Source organism: Achromobacter sp. (assembly GCF_032113835.1).
GTDB lineage: Bacteria > Pseudomonadota > Gammaproteobacteria > Burkholderiales > Burkholderiaceae_B > Achromobacter.
On the sequence record NZ_DAMCTG010000004.1, the window covers coordinates 1 to 16,310 of the forward strand.

A 16,310-nucleotide genomic window follows, 5' to 3' on the forward strand; every position below is an offset into this window, starting at 1 on the left:
GGCGCACCCGCAGCGGCGAATGCACCATCTCGGGAATGGAGTCCAGCATGGGCGAGGGTGCCGGATCCGGCCCAAAGGGCTCGCAGCCGACCAGGCGGCCGGCTTCGGTGATTGCCGTGAAGGCGCCCCAATGCGCGAGCGAGGGATGACGCGTGCGTGCCATGTGGATAACTCAGAGTGCGGTTCGATCCTGGATCAGCTTGACCCAGAATGCGGCGCCATGGCTGATGGCTTGATCGTCGAAATCATACTGCGGCGCGTGCAGGCCCGATGCATCACCTTCACCGGCGTCGCCCGGCAGTGACTTAGAATGGCCGGTCAGGACCGGCCATTTCCGCGCCGATCAGCAGACCGGTCAACAATCGTATGGCAACGACATTCCAGCTGGATACGCTCAAGATTCAAATGAGCGACGCGGCGCTACAGCGGTTGGATCTGCATCAGCGCATCCAGCGGGCGCTGCGCGCGCTGATCCTGGACGGCGCGCTGGGACCGCGGGTCAAACTGCCCGCGACGCGCGGCTTGGCCAAGTCGCTGGGCGTGTCGCGCGACACCGTCGAAAACGCCTACGTGCAATTGCATCGCGATGGCTACATCGTGCGTCGCGAGGGCTCGGGCAGCTATGTGTCCGAGACGGTGGGAATCGAACTGCGGGGCGCGACGCGCAAGCGGGCAAGGCTAGAACGCAGGCCCGGCGCGGCGCAGCCGGGTGCGGGTCTGAGCCGGCGCGGGCGGGCGATCCTGGATAGCGGCGGCGTTTCAGACCAGCAGGTCATCAAGGCGTTCGCCACCGGGCTACCCGAGACGCGCACGTTTCCCACTGGCGTCTGGGAACGCTTGCAGCGTCAAGTCATGAATGACAGCCGCAGCCACGTGCTGCTGCATGGTGAACCGCAGGGCGCTGAACCGCTGCGCCGCGCCATCGCTGCCTATCTGAACCTGGAGCGTGGCGCCAAGGTCGTGCCCGAGCAGGTCCTGGTGCTCAGCAGCACCCGGCAAGCGCTCTTCCTGTGCGCGCAACTGCTGGCCGACGCCGACAAGCCCATCCTGATGGAAAATCCCGGTTACTTCGGCGCCCGCAAGTCGTTCGAAGCCGCCGAAACGCGGATCGTGCCGATAGACGTCGATGCGCAGGGCATACGCATGGACCTCCTGCGCGCGGACCGCAGCGGCGCCAGTTGCGTGTATGTGACGCCGTCACACCAGTATCCGACGGGCGTGACGTTGTCGCTGGAACGCAGGCTGGAGCTGATCGGTTGGGCCGCCGACCATGGCAAGTGGATCATCGAGGACGACTACGACAGCGAATTCCATTACGACGGTTTGCCGACCGCTTGCGTGCAGGGTCTGGACCGGCATCAGCGCACCTTGTACCTGGGTACGTTCAGCAAGACGCTGTTTCCCGGCCTGAGGATGGGATACATGGCGCTGCCGCCCGAGCTGGTCGATGCCTTTTCACGGGCGCGCAGCATCATGGACGGACACACGCCGCAGATACTGCAGTTGACACTGGCCCGCTTCATGGAAGACGGTCATTACCATTCGCACGTGCGGGCGATGCGCAAGCTGTACGCGGGGCGCCGCGAGGTTCTGCTGGCGTCGCTGGTAAAGCGGCTGGGCCACGTCGTGCAGGCCGTGCGTCCCCCCGGCGGCCTGCAGATCCCGTGCCTGCTCGAGCCGGGTTGGTCCGAGGAAAGGACCCTGCTTCTGGCAGAGCGCGCCGGCCTGCGCCTGCCCGGCCTCAGCCGGCTGTATGCCGGCCCGTACAAGCAGCCGGGCTGGCTGTTGGGCTATGCGTCGTTGACGGCCTACGAGATCGAGGACGCCGTGCTCCGTCTGGAGAACGCGCTGTCAAGGGCTTGACCGGCCTTGATTGGGCAGCATGGAGTGCCGTCCCTGAGGGGCGCCGTGCATCAGCAGATGCGCGGTCAAGCCGGCCACCAGGCCCCAGAATGCGCCGCCCACGCCTAGCATCGTGACGTTCGCGGCGGTGGCTAGAAAGGTGATGAGCGCCGTCTCACGCGTGCGCGCGTCGGCCATGGCGTTGGCCAGGCTGCCGCCAATCGCGCCAAGCAAGGCAAGGCCGGCCAGCGTGGTGATGAATGCCTTGGGCAGCACCATGAACAGTGTCGCCAACGTAACGCCGAAGGTGCCGACCAGAATGTAGAACGCACCGCAGGCCAGACCCGCGATGTAACGCTTGGCGGGATCTTCATGGGCGTCTTTGCCGGTGCAGATGGCGGCGGTGATCGCCGCGACATTGAATGCGTGCGCGCCGAAAGGCGCCATGACGAGCGAGCCCAGTCCCGTCACGGTCAGGATCGGATTCGCGCTGGTCCGGTAGCCATCGTTGCGCAGCACCAGCATGCCGGGCATGTACTGACCCGTGAGCGTGATGATGAAAAGGGGCAGGGCAACGCCCAGCGCGGCCTGCAGCGAGAAGCCGGGCATTTCGAACGCGGGCGCCGCCAGGCGCAGATGGACAGCCGAGAAGTCGATCCGGCCCTGCACGATGAGCAATGCGAGGCCGATGGCCAGGATGCCGATCACGGCGAAGCGCGAGGAGAAGCGCTTGAGCAGCGCGTAGGACACCACCAGCACGATCACCAGCAGGGGGTCGGCGCTGGCGCCGCCAAAGGCATTGACGCCAAACTGCAGCAGGATGCCCGCCAGCAGTCCGGCGGCAATGCCAGCCGGGATTCTGCGCACAAGCTTTTCGAATGCACCCGACAGTCCCAGCACGATGAAACCCAGCGCCGACAACATGTACGCGCCGATGACTTCCTGATAAGGCGTGAAGGGCATGACCGTGGCCAGGAACGCGGCGCCGGGCGTGGACCACGCCGTAATGATGGGCGCCTTGTAGCGCCAGCTGAGCAGCGCGCCGGTCACGCCCACCCCGATGGATACCGCCCATACCCAGGAGGTGGTCTGCGCCGGCGTCAAGCGGGCCAGCTCTGCCGCCTGAAACACCAGAACAAAGGTGCCGCCATAGTTCACCAACACCGATATCAGGGCCGCGACGGTCGGGGATAGGAAGTCGGCGAGTCGGATACCCGCCCGAGGTGCTGTCATGAATCACTCCGCATTCAAGGGGCGCCCGGCCGCGGGCCGGACTTGAACGGGGAGTCTATGGGGGGCGCGGCAGGTTGATACCTGCCACATCCAGCCGGGCGGGCAGACCGCTTCTGAAGCGGAACGTCGCTTACAGCTCGTCCGGGCGTGTCAGATCGGCCAATAGCGCGAGTTGCCGATGACCATCAGGCATTGGATATGGTGCGCGTAAGCGTTGTCCCGCGAATTGCCGATGGCGTCGCGCATGCAGCGCATGGGCTCGTCTGGATGCAGCATCTTGGTGTTCAAGGCGAACGACAACTGCGAGTGAAACAGGCGCGGATTGCCCGCGCTCATGGCGTCTTCGAAAGCCCCGAAGTTGGGCAACGTGTGCTGGATGAAATGATCCAGCCACGCTAACGCCTGCGTGCGATTCAACGGCCAGCGGAACTGATCGGCTTGCGGATTTCCAAAGCTTCGATTTTTTGCGCGTGGTGCAGCACGTAGTCCGTCTCTTGACGCACTTCCATCAGCACATACACGACGTTCGGGTCGGTCCGGGCGAACCAGCTGTGCAGCGGATTCAGCTGGTCGCCGAGAATCAGGCGCAGGGTGTGCGCCCTCGCGCGCTCGGATGTCATGGCGCGCGGCTTTGCATCAGGAGGCCGGTTCAAGTGGTGGTTGTTCGCGATCCTGGCTGACCCAGATGAATGCGTCGGTGTCCAGGCCCAACGCCTTGGCGCGGCGCAGGATGTCGTCGCGCGTATCGCGGCCCAGCGTCTTGTCACGCGCGAGAATCCAGGCGTAGCTGCGATCCGGGCCAACGACCAGGGCCCAGCGATAATCCGGGTCCAATGCGGCCACATGGTAGCCGCCATAGAAGGGGCCGAAGAACGACACTTTCAGCGATGCCACCGACGGGTCACCCGTGAAGCGGGCTCGCCCCTGCGCCGAACGCCAATCGCCTTGCGAACCCTTGGCCGGGTCGAACCCGCGGTTGACGACGCGCACGGTGCCGTCGTCCTGCAGCGTGTAGTGGGCGGTAACGTCCGTCATGCCGCGTTCGAAGCTGTGGTCCAGCCGCGCGATTTCAAACCAGCGTCCTTCATAACGATGCACGTCGAAGGAGCCAACGGGTGTCACCCCTTTGGGCGGCGTCGTCGCGGCACAGCCATACAACGTCAAACCCAACAGTCCCAAGGCCAGCCACGGGGCGACGCGCCGCAACGGGTGGATGAAACGACGACCGGCTTCTGCATGGCGCATGAAAAACCTCCGCTGAATTTGAATCTCGGAAATTATATTTGCGGGGGTCTGCGCCCATTGGTTCCAGTTCGGAAAGAAAGGAAACAATTCATGGGCTTTGGGCCGGCTTCAGGTCCCGTGCCAGGGCCGGCGCCGATTCAGGCGGGCCGACGCTACATCACCTTTACCGCCCGCCCGATGAACTGGATCGGCCCGGTCGGCTTTCCGGTGGGCGAGCCGGTGGCCGGTTCCAGCGTCAGTTCAAACAACTGGTTCGGTTCCAGCGGAGGCAGCTTGTCCAGCGGGATGCGCACGGGCTCGCCCGGCTTGATCAGACCCAGCGAGACCGGGCCGGCCCAGCCGTCGGCCTTGGTCCAGAATTCAAGCGCACGATCGGCCGGGACCTGCATGGCCGCGATCGGCACCAGTTGCACATCGCGCTGACCGGCACTGGCCTGCACGACCCAGCCCGGCGTCTGCGACTGCGGCGCGACCAGCACCACCATGTACTGCACGGGACCCGGGGTTGGCGCGGGCCGCAGCGCCAGCGTGCCGGCCAGCACCAGCGCGGCGGCCAGGCCGCTGGCGGCCGCGCCGCGCCAGAAGAAGAGGCTGTCCCACCAACCCGGGCGCGCCGGCTGCGGGGCTTGCCGGGCCGCGTTCTGGCGATCCAGCGTCGCCGCAATGCGGGGCCACAGGCCGGGCGACGGCTCGATCGGCTCGGCCAGGCTGCTGAGCGGCAGCAGCCGTTCTTCCCAGCGGTCGACGGCGGCGCGCAGCGCGGCATCATGCGGCAGGCGGGCGTTGACGTCGCGCCGGCGCGCGGCGGACAAGGTGCCCAGCACGTATTCGCCGGCCAGTTCGTCCAGGTTGTCGGGGGAAGGGGACGGGGCGCTCATGCCAGGCATTCCTTCAGCGCTTTCAGGCTGCGCTTGATCCAGGCTTTGACGGTGCCAAGCGGCGCGCCCAGGCGCTGTGCGATTTCACTGTGCGACAGGCCTTCCACATAGGCATGCAGCACGCAGTTGCGGCGCACGGGCTCCAGTTGTTCGAGGCACGGGCCGATGCGGCCGGCGCTGTCGCGCCAGTCGAACGCGTCGCGTGTGTCGTGCCAGGCGTCGATCGCATCGCGGGCATCCAGCGCGGCGGCGGTGTCGTCGTCGACGGCGGTTTCGTGGCGGCCGTCGCGCACGGCGTTCAGCGCCAGGTTGCGCACGACGCTGTAGAGCCAGCCGCGGGCCGAGCCGCGCGTGGCGTCGAAGCTACCGGCGCGGTTGCAGATATTGACGAAGGCGTCGTGCACGATGTCTTCGGCCCGGGCGCGGTCGCGCACGATGCGCTGCGCCACGCCGAGCAGCCGGGGGCCTTCTTGAAGGTACAGGGCTTCCAGCGCCGAGCGGTGTCCCGCCGCGCACTGCTCGAGAGCCGCGTTGTAATCGAAATCCGGATCGGGTCGGTTCGGCATGCGCGCAGAGCAAGGAGGGGTGGGCACGGACCGGGCTGGCAAGCCACGGGCGGCGGCGGATCCGGGCATGTTACCGGACTCCCGCCGCCGCCCGGGGACGCCTGCCCCGTGTCAGTCCGCCTTCCAGAAGATGTAATCGGCCTGGTACGACACCTGGCTGCGTTCGCCGGCCTTGGTGCAAGGCGTCTGCGGCGCCACGCCGCCCTTGAGCGCCGTGCGCTGGATGTACGTGACGCCGGTCAGGGCGCCGGCGCCCATGGCGGGATTGGCCTTGACCAGTTGATAGGGCAGGTTGCCCGCGCCGGCCGGCGCCACGGCGACCTGCGTGCCGGTCAGCTTGGAGCCGTCCGCGGCTTCCCAGGTGGCGGGCGGGCCGTAGTAGGTGCCGACCTGCTTGCCCTGGCGGTCTTTCAGCACCGCCTTCGGACCGGCGAATACCCATTCCATCTGGTCCTTGGCGTCGGCCTTGGCGCGGCATTCATAGGTGATGTCGCCCGTGCCCACGGTTTCCCAGGCCACTTTGTGGCCGGCGGGGACTTTGACGGGAGCGGGCAGGGCGTCTTGCGAGGCTGCCAGAGCCGGGGAGGTGTGCAGCATGCCGCAAGCGGCCAGCAAGGCGGCCGCGAACAGGCCGTTGGCGGGGGTGTGGCGAATCATCATGAGCGGTCTCCTGCGCAACAAAACGCTGCGGATACGGCGCACGGAATGTGCGCCGTTGCAGGTACTACACGCGGGAGCCGCGATTGGATGCAGGCCGCGGGAAATATTTCGCGGCTCGGACTTGCCTGTATCATCCGCTGCAAGCCGTCTGTTCCCCGTGCGCCGTTTTCCGTCGCGCGGCCTGAATGCATTGACCCCGGATAGCCGCCATGCCCGATCCGCTTCGTCTGCAGGCTTTGATAGAGGAGTGCGCTCGCGGCCAGGAATCCGCGCTGGCGGAACTCTATCGTCAGACCTCCCCGCATCTGTTTGCGCTCGCGGTACGTATATTGCGGCGAAGCGACTGGGCGGAGGAAGTCCTCCAGGACAGCTTCATCAATATCTGGCGCAATGCCGCCCGCTATTCATCGGAGCAGAGCCAAGTCATGACCTGGATGACGCGCATCGTGCGCAACCGTTGCATCGACCTGCTGCGCCGGCCGGACCTGGAACGCCCCGACGCCGACGGCGCATTGACACAGGCCTGGGCCGATGACGCGCCCGGCCCGTTCGAGCGCCTGCAACGCGACCAGGATGGCCAGCGCCTGGCGGACTGCCTGAAACAGCTCGAGGGGCAGCAACGCGCCGCCATCGCGCTGTCCTTTTTCGACGACCTCAGCCATAGCGAGATCGCCCGCCGCCTCGAGGCCCCGCTGGGCACGATCAAGAGCTGGGTACGGCGCGGCATGGACCGGCTCAAGAGGTGTCTGTCATGAACTACACCAATCCTCAACTGCGCGAGCGGCTTGCCGCGGACTACGTGGCCGGCGCCATGCGCGGGGGCGCCCGCCGCCGTTTCGAGGGCTTGATGGCCGCCGACGCCAACCTGCGCCGCCAGGTGCGCAACTGGGAAAACGACATCTATCCGCTGTTGTGGTCGCTGCCGCCGCGGGTGCCGCCGCGCCGTGTCTGGCGCGTCATCGAATCGCGCCTGAAGCCCGGTGGCGGCCGCGGCTGGCAGGGTCTGGCATTCTGGCGCGTGTTGAGCGGCGCGCTGGCGGCCATGCTGGTGGCGGGGGTAGTGATTTACCCGATGCAGGTCGACCGCGCGGCGCGCACGCAACTGATGGCGGTGCTCCAAAGCCCCGAGGCGCAGGCCATGCTGGTGGTGCGCGCCGACGAGCGCGGCGGCCTGCACGTGCATGCCTTGCAGGATCTGGCATCGCGCGCCGACGGCAAGGCGCTGGAACTCTGGGTGATTCCGCCGGGACAGGCGCCAATATCCGTCGGGGTGGTGGCGCCCGAAGGCTTAACGGCGTTGCCGCCCCGCGCCCAAGGCCTGGAAGGGGGGCAGACCCTGGCCATCACTCTTGAACCGCCGGGGGGATCGCCTTCGGGCAAGCCCACCGGACCGGTCATCATGAAGGGCGACGTGCTCAAGATCTGAGCTGTATCCCAAGCGGGGCCGCGCGCTTGCAGCGGCGCGTTCCGCGCAAGGGTTTTCACCTACGCATCCGATGCTGTGCTGGGCTCGTATATCCCCATACGTTTCCCACAGGACAGCATGATGCGTTCCGTTCTTACCGGCTGGACCGCTTCGATTCGGCGCTGGGTCGATACGCAGGCGCAGGACGCGCCGCGCATCGACTCCGATCGCATCGACGCCGATCACATCGACTGGACCCGCGCCTTGCCTTTCGCCTTGCTGCACGCCGGCTGCCTGGGCGTGCTGTGGACCGGCGTATCGCCGGTTGCGCTGGCCCTGGCGGGGGCGCTCTACGCCGTGCGCATGTTCGCCCTGACCGGCTTTTATCACCGCTACTTCTCGCATCGCACGTTCCGCACGTCGCGCGGCATGCAGTTGGTGTTCGCCGTGCTGGGGGCATCGTGCGCGCAGCGCGGTCCGCTGTGGTGGGCGGCCCATCATCGCCATCACCATCGCCATGCCGACGATGCGCATGATCTGCACTCGCCGCGCCGTCACGGCTTCTGGTGGAGTCACATGGGCTGGTTCCTGACGCGCCGCGCCTTCGCCACCGACCTCACGCGGGTGCCGGACCTGCGCGGCTACGCCGAACTGCGCTGGCTCGACCGCTTCGACGCGGCGGTGCCGCTGGCGTTGGCGGCGGGATGCTACGGGATGGGGGCGCTGTTGGCACGCGTGGCGCCCGGCCTGGGCACCGATGGGCCGCAGATGCTGGTGTGGGGTTTTTTCATCTCCACCGTGGCCCTGTTTCACGCCACGGTCACCATCAATTCGCTGGCGCACCGCTACGGCAAGCGGCGCTACGACACCGCCGACGACAGCCGCAATAACGCCTGGCTTGCGCTGCTGACATTCGGCGAGGGCTGGCACAACAACCATCACTTCTATCCGGGATCGGCGCGCCAGGGTTTTCGGGCGCGCGAGATCGACATCACCTGGTACGGCCTGCGCCTGCTGGCGGCAACCGGCCTCATCTGGGACCTGAAGGCGGTGCCGGCCTGGGCGCTGGCCGCCGCCAAGGAGTGAACATGCGCATCGCCATCATCGGTTCGGGCATCGCGGGGCTGCTCTGCGCGTGGAAGCTGGGCCGCGAGCACGACGTGACGCTGTACGAGGCCAACGATTACCTGGGCGGGCATACGCATACGCATAGGGTGGAGCAGGGCGGCCGGCGCTATACGGTGGATACCGGATTCATCGTCCACAACCCGCTCAATTACCCGCATTTCACGGCGTTGCTGGCGGAATTGGACGTGGCATCGCAGCCCACCACCATGAGCTTTTCGGTGCACAAGCAGGCGGACGATCTGGCCTATAACGCCACCTCGCTGGACACGCTGTTCTGCCAGCGGCGCAACCTGCTGTCGCCGCGGTTCCTGGGCATGGTGCGCGACCTGATGCGCTTTTACCGGGAGTCGCCCGCGCTGTTGCGCGCGCCGGAGCCGGGCCCCACGCTGGGCGAATACCTGGCGCAACACCGTTACGGTGAGGCATTCCGCACCGATCACCTGATTCCGATGGCGTCGGCGCTGTGGTCGTCGCCGGCCTCGCGCATCCTGGAGTTTCCGGCGCGATACCTGGTGCGGTTCATGGCGAACCACCAGATGCTGCGCGTAAGCGGCCGGCCGCAGTGGCGCGTGGTGCAGGGCGGATCGCGCCGCTACATCGACGCCATGCGCCGGCAATGGACGGTGCGCGAGCGGCTGAACTGCGCCGTGCGCGCCGTCAAACGCCTGCCGGGCGGTGTGCAGGTGATGACGCGCGACGGCCAGGAACAGCATGACGAAGTGATCTTCGCCTGCCACAGCGATCAGGCGCTGGCGCTGCTGGCGGATCCCTCGCCGCAGGAACGCGAGATTCTGGGAGCCATAACCTACCAGGACAACGACGTGGTGTTGCACACGGACGCCCGTCTGCTGCCGCGCCAGCGCAAGGCCTGGGCCGCCTGGAACGCCTACGTGCCGGCCGATCCCGACGCGCCGTGTTCGGTCAGTTATTGCATGAACCTGCTGCAGGGCATCACGTCACCCCGGCCCTTCGTCGTGACGCTGAACCGCAGCAATGCCATCGAGCCGGACTCGGTGCTGGCGCGCATGCGTTACCACCATCCCGTGTACACGCATGAATCGGTGGCGGCCCAGGCGCGCCGCGCCGAGATATCAGGACAGCGGCGTAGCTGGTACGCCGGCGCCTACTGGGGTTGGGGCTTTCATGAAGACGGCGTGGTCAGCGCGCTGGACGTGGTGCGCGGCATCCAGGAACAGCCGCGGACCTGGGCGCGGGAGGCGGCATGATCCTGCAAAGCGCCGTCTACGAGGGCCGGGTGATGCATCGGCGTCACCATCCGCACGCGCACGGGTTTGGCTACCGCATGGCGCAGCTCTACCTGGACCTGGACGAGATCGACCGCGTGTTCCAGGACCGTTGGTTGTGGTCCGTGGAGCGGCCCAATCTGGCGCAGTGGCGCCGGGCCGATTATCTCGACGCCGGCGAAGGCTTGCCGTTGGCGCAGGCGGTGCGGCAACGCCTGCGGGCGCATCTGGGAGACGTGCCGGACGGGCCCATCCGTCTGCTGGCGCACCCCCGCTACGCGGGCTACGTCTTCAATCCCGTGAGTTTCTATTACTGCTTTGACGCCGATGGCCGGACATTGGCGGCGATTGTGGCGGAGATCACCAATACGCCGTGGAAGCAGCGCCATTGCGTGGTGCTGCCGGCCGCCGCCGCCGAGCGCGAGGGCGACGCGCTGGCCTGGCGCTTCGACAAGCGCTTTCACGTGTCGCCCTTCATGCCCATGGACTGCGCCTATGACTGGCATTTCAACCTGCCCGCCGACGACCTGCGGGTGCATATGCGCGTCAGCCGGGAGGGCGTGGCGCAGTTCGACGCGCGTCTGGATCTGCAGCGCCGCGCCCTGGATGGCGCGGCGTTGGCGCGGCTGCTGTGGCGCTACCCGTTGATGACGCTGCAAGTCATCGGCGCCATTCATTGGCAGGCGCTGCGCCTGTGGCTCAAGCGCAATCCCGTCTACGACCATCCCCGCACCCCCAACGGAGAACCGCGATGAAACCCATGACGCCCTCGGAACATGCCTCGATCGCGGCCAGCCGCCGCACCGGTCCGCTCGACCGGCTGTTGCGCCAGCGCTTGATCGGCAGCCTGGCGGCGCTGGACCACGGCCAGCTGCTGATCGAGGACTGCCTGGGCAGCGTCACTCTGGGCCGCGGCGAGCCGTGCGTGCGCCTGACCGTCAGCGACCTGGGGTTCTACCGCCTGGTGGCGGCACAAGGCAGCGTCGGCGCGGGCGAGGCCTACGGCGACGGCCTTTGGCGCTGCGACGATCTGGTCGGACTGGTACGCCTGTTGGTGCGCAACCGCGAAGCGCTGGACGCCATGGAGTCGGGGCTGGCGCGACTGGCCGGCTGGGCGCTGCGGCGCTGGCATGCCGGCAACCGCAATACCCGCGACGGCAGCCGTCGCAACATTGCCGCCCACTACGACCTGGGCAATCCGTTCTTTGCGCTGTTCCTGTCCGACGACCTGATGTATTCGTCGGCACTGTGGGCCGAAGGCGATGACACGTTGGAGGCGGCGTCCCATCGCAAGCTGGAGACGATCTGCCACAAGCTTGCGCTGCGCCCCACGGACCGCGTGGTGGAGATCGGCAGCGGCTGGGGCGGCTTTGCCATCCACGCGGCGCGTCACCACGGCTGCCATGTCACCACGGCCACGCTGTCGCGTGAGCAGCATGACCTGGCGGTCGAGCGCGTGCGCGCCGCGGGCCTGCAGGATCGCGTCAGTGTGGTGCTGCGCGATTATCGCGACCTGCAGGGTCTGTACGACAAGGTGGTGTCGGTGGAAATGATCGAAGCCGTTGGCGCGAACTTTCTGGACGTCTATTTCGCCAAGGTCGCGGGCCTGCTGAGCCCGCATGGCCGTGCGCTGATCCAGGCCATCACCATCGAAGACCATCGCTATGCGCAGGCGTTGGCATCGGTCGATTTCATCAAGCGCCACATCTTTCCGGGCAGCTTCATTCCGTCCATCGACGCCATGCTGCGCGCCAAGACCCGCGCCTGCGATCTGGCGCTGGTGCACCTGGAGGACTTCGGCCTGTCGTACGCGCGCACGCTGCAAGTCTGGCGTGAGCGCTTCCTGGCGCGGCTGCCCGAGGTGCGGGCGCAAGGATTCGACGCGCGCTTCTGCCGCTTGTGGGAGTTCTACCTGGCGTACTGCGAAGGCGGCTTTCGCGAGCGTTCCATCGGTGTCGCGCACCTGCTGCTGACGCATCCGCAGGCACGCGTCGAGGGCGCCCGCTGGGTGCGGGAGGCATCATGACGATCTGGCAGCAATGGTTCTGCATCGCGGTCGTCATGATCGCGGCCATGGCCCTGGCGTGGGGCTGGCAGCGGCGCCGCGCCAACGCGGGCATCGTCGACGTGGTGTGGGCGTTGGGCATGGGCGCGTCTGCCTGGCTGATCGCGGCCACCGGCGAGGGCAGCCTTACCGTCAGGCTCGCCCTTGCAGTGATGGCGGGCGTCTGGTCGCTGCGGCTGGCGTGGCATCTGTGGCGCCGCGTGCTCGCGGGCGAAGACGGCCGATATCGCGCGCTGCGCGAACACTGGCAGGGTCACCAGGGCAAGTTCTTTGGCCTGTTCATGTTCCAGGCCGGGCTGGTGATGCTGTTCTGCCTGCCATTTCTGGCGGTGGGCGCCAGCCCGGCGCAAGGTTGGCCCGTGGCGCTGGGCCTGCTGATCTGGCTGGCCGCCCTGTCAGGCGAGGTGATTGCCGACCGCCAGCTCGACCGCTTCCGCGATAACCCCAATCACCGTGGCCTGACGTGCCGGCACGGCGTGTGGCGCTATTCGCGGCATCCGAACTATTTCTTCGAGTGGTGCCATTGGTTCGCCTACGTCGTCCTGGCGTGGGGATCACCGCTGGCGTGGATGTCCTGGCTGGGGCCGGTGCTGATGTATGTGTTCCTGCGCTGGATCAGCGGCATTCCGTTCACCGAGCAACAGGCGCTGCGCACGCGCGGCGACGACTATCGCGACTACCAACGCCGCACGCCGGCCTTCTTTCCCTGGTTCCCGAAATCCTGACGAGGCATGCCATGACGACCGCCACGCTGCACGACACTCCATTGCCCGCCGACCGCCCCGCGCACGGCCTGCTCGGCCTGGCCGAGCGTGGCCTGCTGCCCGATGCGTTGCTGCGCCGGGGCATGCGGCGCTTGTGCGCCCAGCGTCTGGCGCAGGAATACGCCGGCGGCATCGAGGCCTGGACCGAGCGCGACCGCCTGCTCATTGCCGGCCTGCGCACCAGCGCCGTCGCGATCCGTACCGACGCCGCGAACGCCCAGCATTACGAGCTGCCGACCGCGTTCTTCCAGCTTTGCCTGGGCGCGCGCATGAAGTATTCGAGCTGCTATTACCCGACGGGCGATGAAACGCTGGATCAGGCCGAAACCGCCATGCTGCGCCTGTATGGCCAGCGCGCCGAGCTGGCCGACGGCCAGGACATCCTGGAGCTGGGGTGCGGCTGGGGGTCGTTGACGCTGTGGATGGCCGAACGCTTTCCCAACGCGCGCATCACCGCGGTGTCGAATTCGGCCACCCAGCGCCAGCACATCGAGGCGCGCTGCCGCGAGCGCGGCTGGTCGCACGTGCGCGTCGTGACCTGCGACGTCAACGTGCTGGCGCTGCCCGGCGCCGCCTTTGATCGCTGCGTCTCGGTGGAAATGTTCGAGCACATGCGCAACTACCAGGACCTGATGGCGCGCATCGCGCAATGGCTGCGGCCCGGCGGCAAGCTGTTCGTGCACATCTTCGCGCATCGCGAACGCGCCTACCCGTTCGAGACGGACGGCGCCGGCAACTGGATGGGACGGCATTTCTTCACCGGCGGCATCATGCCGTCGGCCCAGACGTTGCTGCACTTCCAGCAAGACCTCGCGCTCGAGGAGCGCTGGTTTCTCGACGGCACCCATTACGCCCGCACCGCCAATCACTGGCTCGCCAACCAGGACGCCCGCCGGGATGCGGCGCGGCTGTCGTTGGCAGCCGCTTACGGCGCGCCGTTGGCCGGGTTGTGGCATCAGCGCTGGCGCATGTTCTGGATGGCATGCGCCGAGCTCTTCGGCTACGACGACGGCCAGCAGTGGGGCGTGGCGCACTACCGCTACACGCGGCCTTAAGGAGAACCATCATGTTGCGAAACCTGTGCATCGGCGTGACGGCCCTGCTGGCCGGCTGCGCGTCGCCACCGCCCATGCCGCCGGTGGCCCACGTGGACCTGGACCGATTCATGGGCGATTGGTACGTGATCGCGCACATTCCCAGTTGGCCCGAGCGCAACGCCTACGACGCGGTGGAAGGCTACCGGCTGTTGCCGGACGGTCGCGTGCAGACCGATTTCCGCTACCGCGACGGCAGCTTCGAGGCGCCCATCGACACCATGCACCCGGTGGCCACCGTGCGGCCCGGCACCGGCAACGCGGTATGGGGCATGCAGTTCATCTGGCCCATCAAGGCCGAGTACGTCATCGCCTATCTGGACGAGTCGTACCAGACCACCATCATCGGCCGCTCCAAGCGCGATTACGTCTGGATCATGGCAAGGACGCCGTGCCTGGACGACGCCGTCTATGCCGACCTGCTGGGCAGGGTGACGGCGTTGGGTTACACGGAAGCGCCGCGCAAGGTGCCGCAACGCTGCTAGCGGTGACGCCGGAGGGCGGGCGCGAACGTCCATCAACGGGCGTTTGTGGCGGCAGAACGTCTCGATGAGCCAGTTCTGGAAACTGAAATCATTGTCATTTACAATTGCGGCCTTTCCCGTCCTCTGGCATTCCGGCCGCTTCCGTCACGTGAGTTCCGAACTTGATTCCGTGCGCTTCTACAAGTTGCACCGAAGTGAACTGGTAAGCTACGCCGATAGTTTCGTGCGGGATCGCGCCAGTGCCGAAGACATCGTGCAAGACGCCTGGGAGCGCGTGCAGGCGGTCGAGCAGGGGCGTTCGCTGGCGCAACCGCTGGGGTATTTCTACCGCACGGTGCGCAATCTGGCGTTGGATTGGTTGCGTGCCCGCAAGCGCGACTGCGCCGAGGCCGATAGCGATCCTATGGCGCTGGCCGCCACGCTCCAGGATAGATCCCCCTCGCCGGAAGCAACCGTCTCCGCCCGCAAAGACATGCATCTGGTACTTGAAAGCCTGGAAGAATTGCCCGAGCGATCCCGGCTTGCCCTTACGTTGCATACCGTCGACGGACTCAAACTGCGGGAAGTCGCCGAGCAACTGGGGCTGTCCGTGACCTTCACGCATCAATTGATCGCCGAAGCCAAATTGCATTGCATCCAACGTTTGTCGCGCCGCCTGTGAAGCACGAAGACCACGACGCCGCCTGGGACGCCGCGCTGCGCGCTGCGGTGGACTGGAGCATCCTGCTCGATGACGAACCCGACGACCCGGACCTGCGTGCGCGCTTCGAGGCATGGCGCCTGGCCGATCCGCTGCACGACGGCGCCTGGCGCCAGACGGCCCACGTCGACGCGCTGATCCGCGAATTGCCGACCGAGCATCCGCAACCTGAAGTTGCCGCGCCCATTGGGCGCGCAAGGCTGCCGCGACCGCGCCTGCGCCACGTGGCCGCCGGCGCCTGTCTGGCCGCGCTGGCGTGGCTGGTCGTGCCCATCGTCTTGCTGCAGGTCCAGGCCGACTTCATTACGGACTCGCAGAGCCAGGCGGACATTCGACTGGAGGACGGCAGCTGGGTGCGCCTGGCGCCCGGCAGTGCGATGCGCGCAGACATTTCCGCCACCAGCCGGCAAGTCACGCTCTATGCCGGCGAGGCGTTTTTCGAGGTGACGCCCGATCCCGCCCGGCCCTTCGAGGTGGACGCCAAGGGCACGCGTGTGACGGTGCTCGGCACGGGCTTCAACGTGCGGATCGGCGAGCGCGACACCGACGTCGCGGTCAAGCATGGGCGGGTGCAGGTTGAGCACACCGAACCGCAGGCCGCCAGCGAGGTGTTGGCCAGCGGACAGTGGGTGCGCATGTCGGCCAATGCGCCGGCGGCCCGGGGAGAGATTGCGCCGGCGGTCGTAGGCAGTTGGACGCGCACCCGGCTGGTCGCGGTCGACCGGCCTTTGCCCGACGTCATTGAAGATCTCCGCCGCCGGTTCGCAGGCCAGATCGTGCTGCTGGGCGATGCGCCGCGCGATCTCAGCGTGACGGGCATCTTCGACACCAGCAACCCCGCCGCCGCGGCCGAGCTGATCGTGCGCCCGCACGGCGGCCGGGTGCGCCAGGTCACGCCTTGGCTGCTCATCGTGTCGCTGGACGACCAGGCATCCTGAGTCCTTTGTCCTTACGAGTCGTAGGGAATTACCGAAAAATCCGTTTGCTGCTTCGTTGTGTGG

General features: G+C 67.0%; 18 protein-coding genes and 1 pseudogene. 12 read left to right on the forward strand and 7 right to left on the reverse strand.

Features of this window, described 5'->3' with window-relative positions; genetic code table 11:
• A partial coding sequence (locus RT697_RS02615; RefSeq protein ID WP_313696981.1) for a hypothetical protein occupies positions 1-163 on the reverse strand: 163 nt, incomplete at its 3' end.
• A gap of 203 nt (positions 164-366) precedes the next feature.
• Here RT697_RS02615 and RT697_RS02620 point away from each other — a divergent pair.
• Complete coding sequence (locus RT697_RS02620; protein WP_313696858.1) at positions 367-1,863, forward strand: PLP-dependent aminotransferase family protein; 1,497 nt, start codon at positions 367-369, stop codon at positions 1,861-1,863.
• Here RT697_RS02620 and RT697_RS02625 read toward each other — a convergent pair.
• The 6 genes and pseudogenes from RT697_RS02625 to RT697_RS02650 form a co-directional block, all read right to left on the reverse strand.
• Complete coding sequence (locus tag RT697_RS02625) at positions 1,852-3,075, reverse strand: benzoate/H(+) symporter BenE family transporter (protein ID WP_313696859.1); 1,224 nt, start codon at positions 3,073-3,075, stop codon at positions 1,852-1,854. The genes RT697_RS02620 and RT697_RS02625 overlap by 12 nt on opposite strands.
• Positions 3,076-3,333: 258 nt before the next feature.
• Positions 3,334-3,695: pseudogene (locus RT697_RS02630) on the reverse strand (cryptochrome/photolyase family protein); the annotation flags it as partial.
• Positions 3,696-3,711: 16 nt separating this feature from the next.
• Entirely contained in the window at positions 3,712-4,320 is a 609-nt protein-coding gene (locus RT697_RS02635; RefSeq protein ID WP_218342949.1) for a lipocalin family protein, read from the reverse strand.
• 152 nt (positions 4,321-4,472) lie between these two features.
• Complete coding sequence (locus RT697_RS02640; protein ID WP_313696860.1) at positions 4,473-5,198, reverse strand: anti-sigma factor domain-containing protein; 726 nt, start codon at positions 5,196-5,198, stop codon at positions 4,473-4,475.
• Positions 5,195-5,764, reverse strand: a complete 570-nt coding sequence (locus RT697_RS02645; RefSeq protein ID WP_313696862.1) for a sigma-70 family RNA polymerase sigma factor — start codon at positions 5,762-5,764, stop codon at positions 5,195-5,197. Before RT697_RS02645 ends, RT697_RS02640 begins: the two co-directional genes overlap by 4 nt.
• Before the next feature lie 111 nt (positions 5,765-5,875).
• Positions 5,876-6,424, reverse strand: a complete 549-nt coding sequence (locus tag RT697_RS02650) for a DUF3455 domain-containing protein (protein ID WP_313696863.1) — start codon at positions 6,422-6,424, stop codon at positions 5,876-5,878.
• A gap of 209 nt (positions 6,425-6,633) precedes the next feature.
• Between RT697_RS02650 and RT697_RS02655 the strand changes: the two genes are divergently transcribed.
• From RT697_RS02655 to RT697_RS02705, 11 genes are all read left to right on the forward strand, one after another.
• Positions 6,634-7,179 (forward strand): sigma-70 family RNA polymerase sigma factor, encoded by a 546-nt coding sequence (locus tag RT697_RS02655; protein ID WP_312427711.1) that lies wholly within the window; start codon positions 6,634-6,636, stop codon positions 7,177-7,179.
• Complete coding sequence (locus RT697_RS02660; RefSeq protein WP_313696864.1) at positions 7,176-7,850, forward strand: anti-sigma factor domain-containing protein; 675 nt, start codon at positions 7,176-7,178, stop codon at positions 7,848-7,850. The genes RT697_RS02655 and RT697_RS02660 overlap by 4 nt, the downstream gene beginning before the upstream one ends.
• Positions 7,851-7,967: 117 nt before the next feature.
• Entirely contained in the window at positions 7,968-8,915 is a 948-nt protein-coding gene (locus RT697_RS02665; protein ID WP_313696865.1) for an acyl-CoA desaturase, read from the forward strand.
• 2 nt (positions 8,916-8,917) lie between these two features.
• Positions 8,918-10,183 carry an FAD-dependent oxidoreductase gene (locus RT697_RS02670; RefSeq protein ID WP_313696866.1) on the forward strand — a complete coding sequence of 422 codons (1,266 nt, stop codon included), beginning with the start codon at positions 8,918-8,920 and terminating at the stop codon, positions 10,181-10,183.
• A complete protein-coding gene (locus tag RT697_RS02675) occupies positions 10,180-10,956 on the forward strand; it encodes a DUF1365 domain-containing protein (RefSeq protein ID WP_313696867.1) in 777 nt (258 codons plus the stop codon). The genes RT697_RS02670 and RT697_RS02675 overlap by 4 nt, the downstream gene beginning before the upstream one ends.
• Positions 10,953-12,227: a cyclopropane-fatty-acyl-phospholipid synthase family protein gene (locus RT697_RS02680; RefSeq protein ID WP_313696868.1), complete on the forward strand. Its 1,275-nt coding sequence runs from the start codon at positions 10,953-10,955 to the stop codon at positions 12,225-12,227. Before RT697_RS02675 ends, RT697_RS02680 begins: the two co-directional genes overlap by 4 nt.
• Positions 12,224-12,991: a DUF1295 domain-containing protein gene (locus RT697_RS02685; protein WP_313696869.1), complete on the forward strand. Its 768-nt coding sequence runs from the start codon at positions 12,224-12,226 to the stop codon at positions 12,989-12,991. Before RT697_RS02680 ends, RT697_RS02685 begins: the two co-directional genes overlap by 4 nt.
• 11 nt (positions 12,992-13,002) lie before the next feature.
• A complete protein-coding gene (locus RT697_RS02690) occupies positions 13,003-14,085 on the forward strand; it encodes a cyclopropane-fatty-acyl-phospholipid synthase family protein (RefSeq protein ID WP_313696870.1) in 1,083 nt (360 codons plus the stop codon).
• Positions 14,086-14,096: 11 nt separating this feature from the next.
• Positions 14,097-14,609 (forward strand): lipocalin family protein, encoded by a 513-nt coding sequence (locus RT697_RS02695; protein ID WP_313696871.1) that lies wholly within the window; start codon positions 14,097-14,099, stop codon positions 14,607-14,609.
• A 64-nt stretch (positions 14,610-14,673) separates the two neighbouring features.
• Positions 14,674-15,270 (forward strand): RNA polymerase sigma factor, encoded by a 597-nt coding sequence (locus tag RT697_RS02700; RefSeq protein WP_313696872.1) that lies wholly within the window; start codon positions 14,674-14,676, stop codon positions 15,268-15,270.
• Positions 15,267-16,247, forward strand: a complete 981-nt coding sequence (locus RT697_RS02705; protein ID WP_313696873.1) for a FecR family protein — start codon at positions 15,267-15,269, stop codon at positions 16,245-16,247. The genes RT697_RS02700 and RT697_RS02705 overlap by 4 nt, the downstream gene beginning before the upstream one ends.
• Positions 16,248-16,310: the final 63 nt, after the last annotated feature.

Coding starts and splice junctions, on each gene's coding strand:
- RT697_RS02620 (WP_313696858.1), top strand. CDS start 367: ATGGCAACGACATTCCAGCTGGATACGCTCAAGATTCAAATGAGCGAC.
- RT697_RS02625 (WP_313696859.1), bottom strand. CDS start 3,075: ATGACAGCACCTCGGGCGGGTATCCGACTCGCCGACTTCCTATCCCCG.
- RT697_RS02635 (WP_218342949.1), bottom strand. CDS start 4,320: ATGCGCCATGCAGAAGCCGGTCGTCGTTTCATCCACCCGTTGCGGCGC.
- RT697_RS02640 (WP_313696860.1), bottom strand. CDS start 5,198: ATGAGCGCCCCGTCCCCTTCCCCCGACAACCTGGACGAACTGGCCGGC.
- RT697_RS02645 (WP_313696862.1), bottom strand. CDS start 5,764: ATGCCGAACCGACCCGATCCGGATTTCGATTACAACGCGGCTCTCGAG.
- RT697_RS02650 (WP_313696863.1), bottom strand. CDS start 6,424: ATGATGATTCGCCACACCCCCGCCAACGGCCTGTTCGCGGCCGCCTTG.
- RT697_RS02655 (WP_312427711.1), top strand. CDS start 6,634: ATGCCCGATCCGCTTCGTCTGCAGGCTTTGATAGAGGAGTGCGCTCGC.
- RT697_RS02660 (WP_313696864.1), top strand. CDS start 7,176: ATGAACTACACCAATCCTCAACTGCGCGAGCGGCTTGCCGCGGACTAC.
- RT697_RS02665 (WP_313696865.1), top strand. CDS start 7,968: ATGATGCGTTCCGTTCTTACCGGCTGGACCGCTTCGATTCGGCGCTGG.
- RT697_RS02670 (WP_313696866.1), top strand. CDS start 8,918: ATGCGCATCGCCATCATCGGTTCGGGCATCGCGGGGCTGCTCTGCGCG.
- RT697_RS02675 (WP_313696867.1), top strand. CDS start 10,180: ATGATCCTGCAAAGCGCCGTCTACGAGGGCCGGGTGATGCATCGGCGT.
- RT697_RS02680 (WP_313696868.1), top strand. CDS start 10,953: ATGAAACCCATGACGCCCTCGGAACATGCCTCGATCGCGGCCAGCCGC.
- RT697_RS02685 (WP_313696869.1), top strand. CDS start 12,224: ATGACGATCTGGCAGCAATGGTTCTGCATCGCGGTCGTCATGATCGCG.
- RT697_RS02690 (WP_313696870.1), top strand. CDS start 13,003: ATGACGACCGCCACGCTGCACGACACTCCATTGCCCGCCGACCGCCCC.
- RT697_RS02695 (WP_313696871.1), top strand. CDS start 14,097: ATGTTGCGAAACCTGTGCATCGGCGTGACGGCCCTGCTGGCCGGCTGC.
- RT697_RS02700 (WP_313696872.1), top strand. CDS start 14,674: ATGAGCCAGTTCTGGAAACTGAAATCATTGTCATTTACAATTGCGGCC.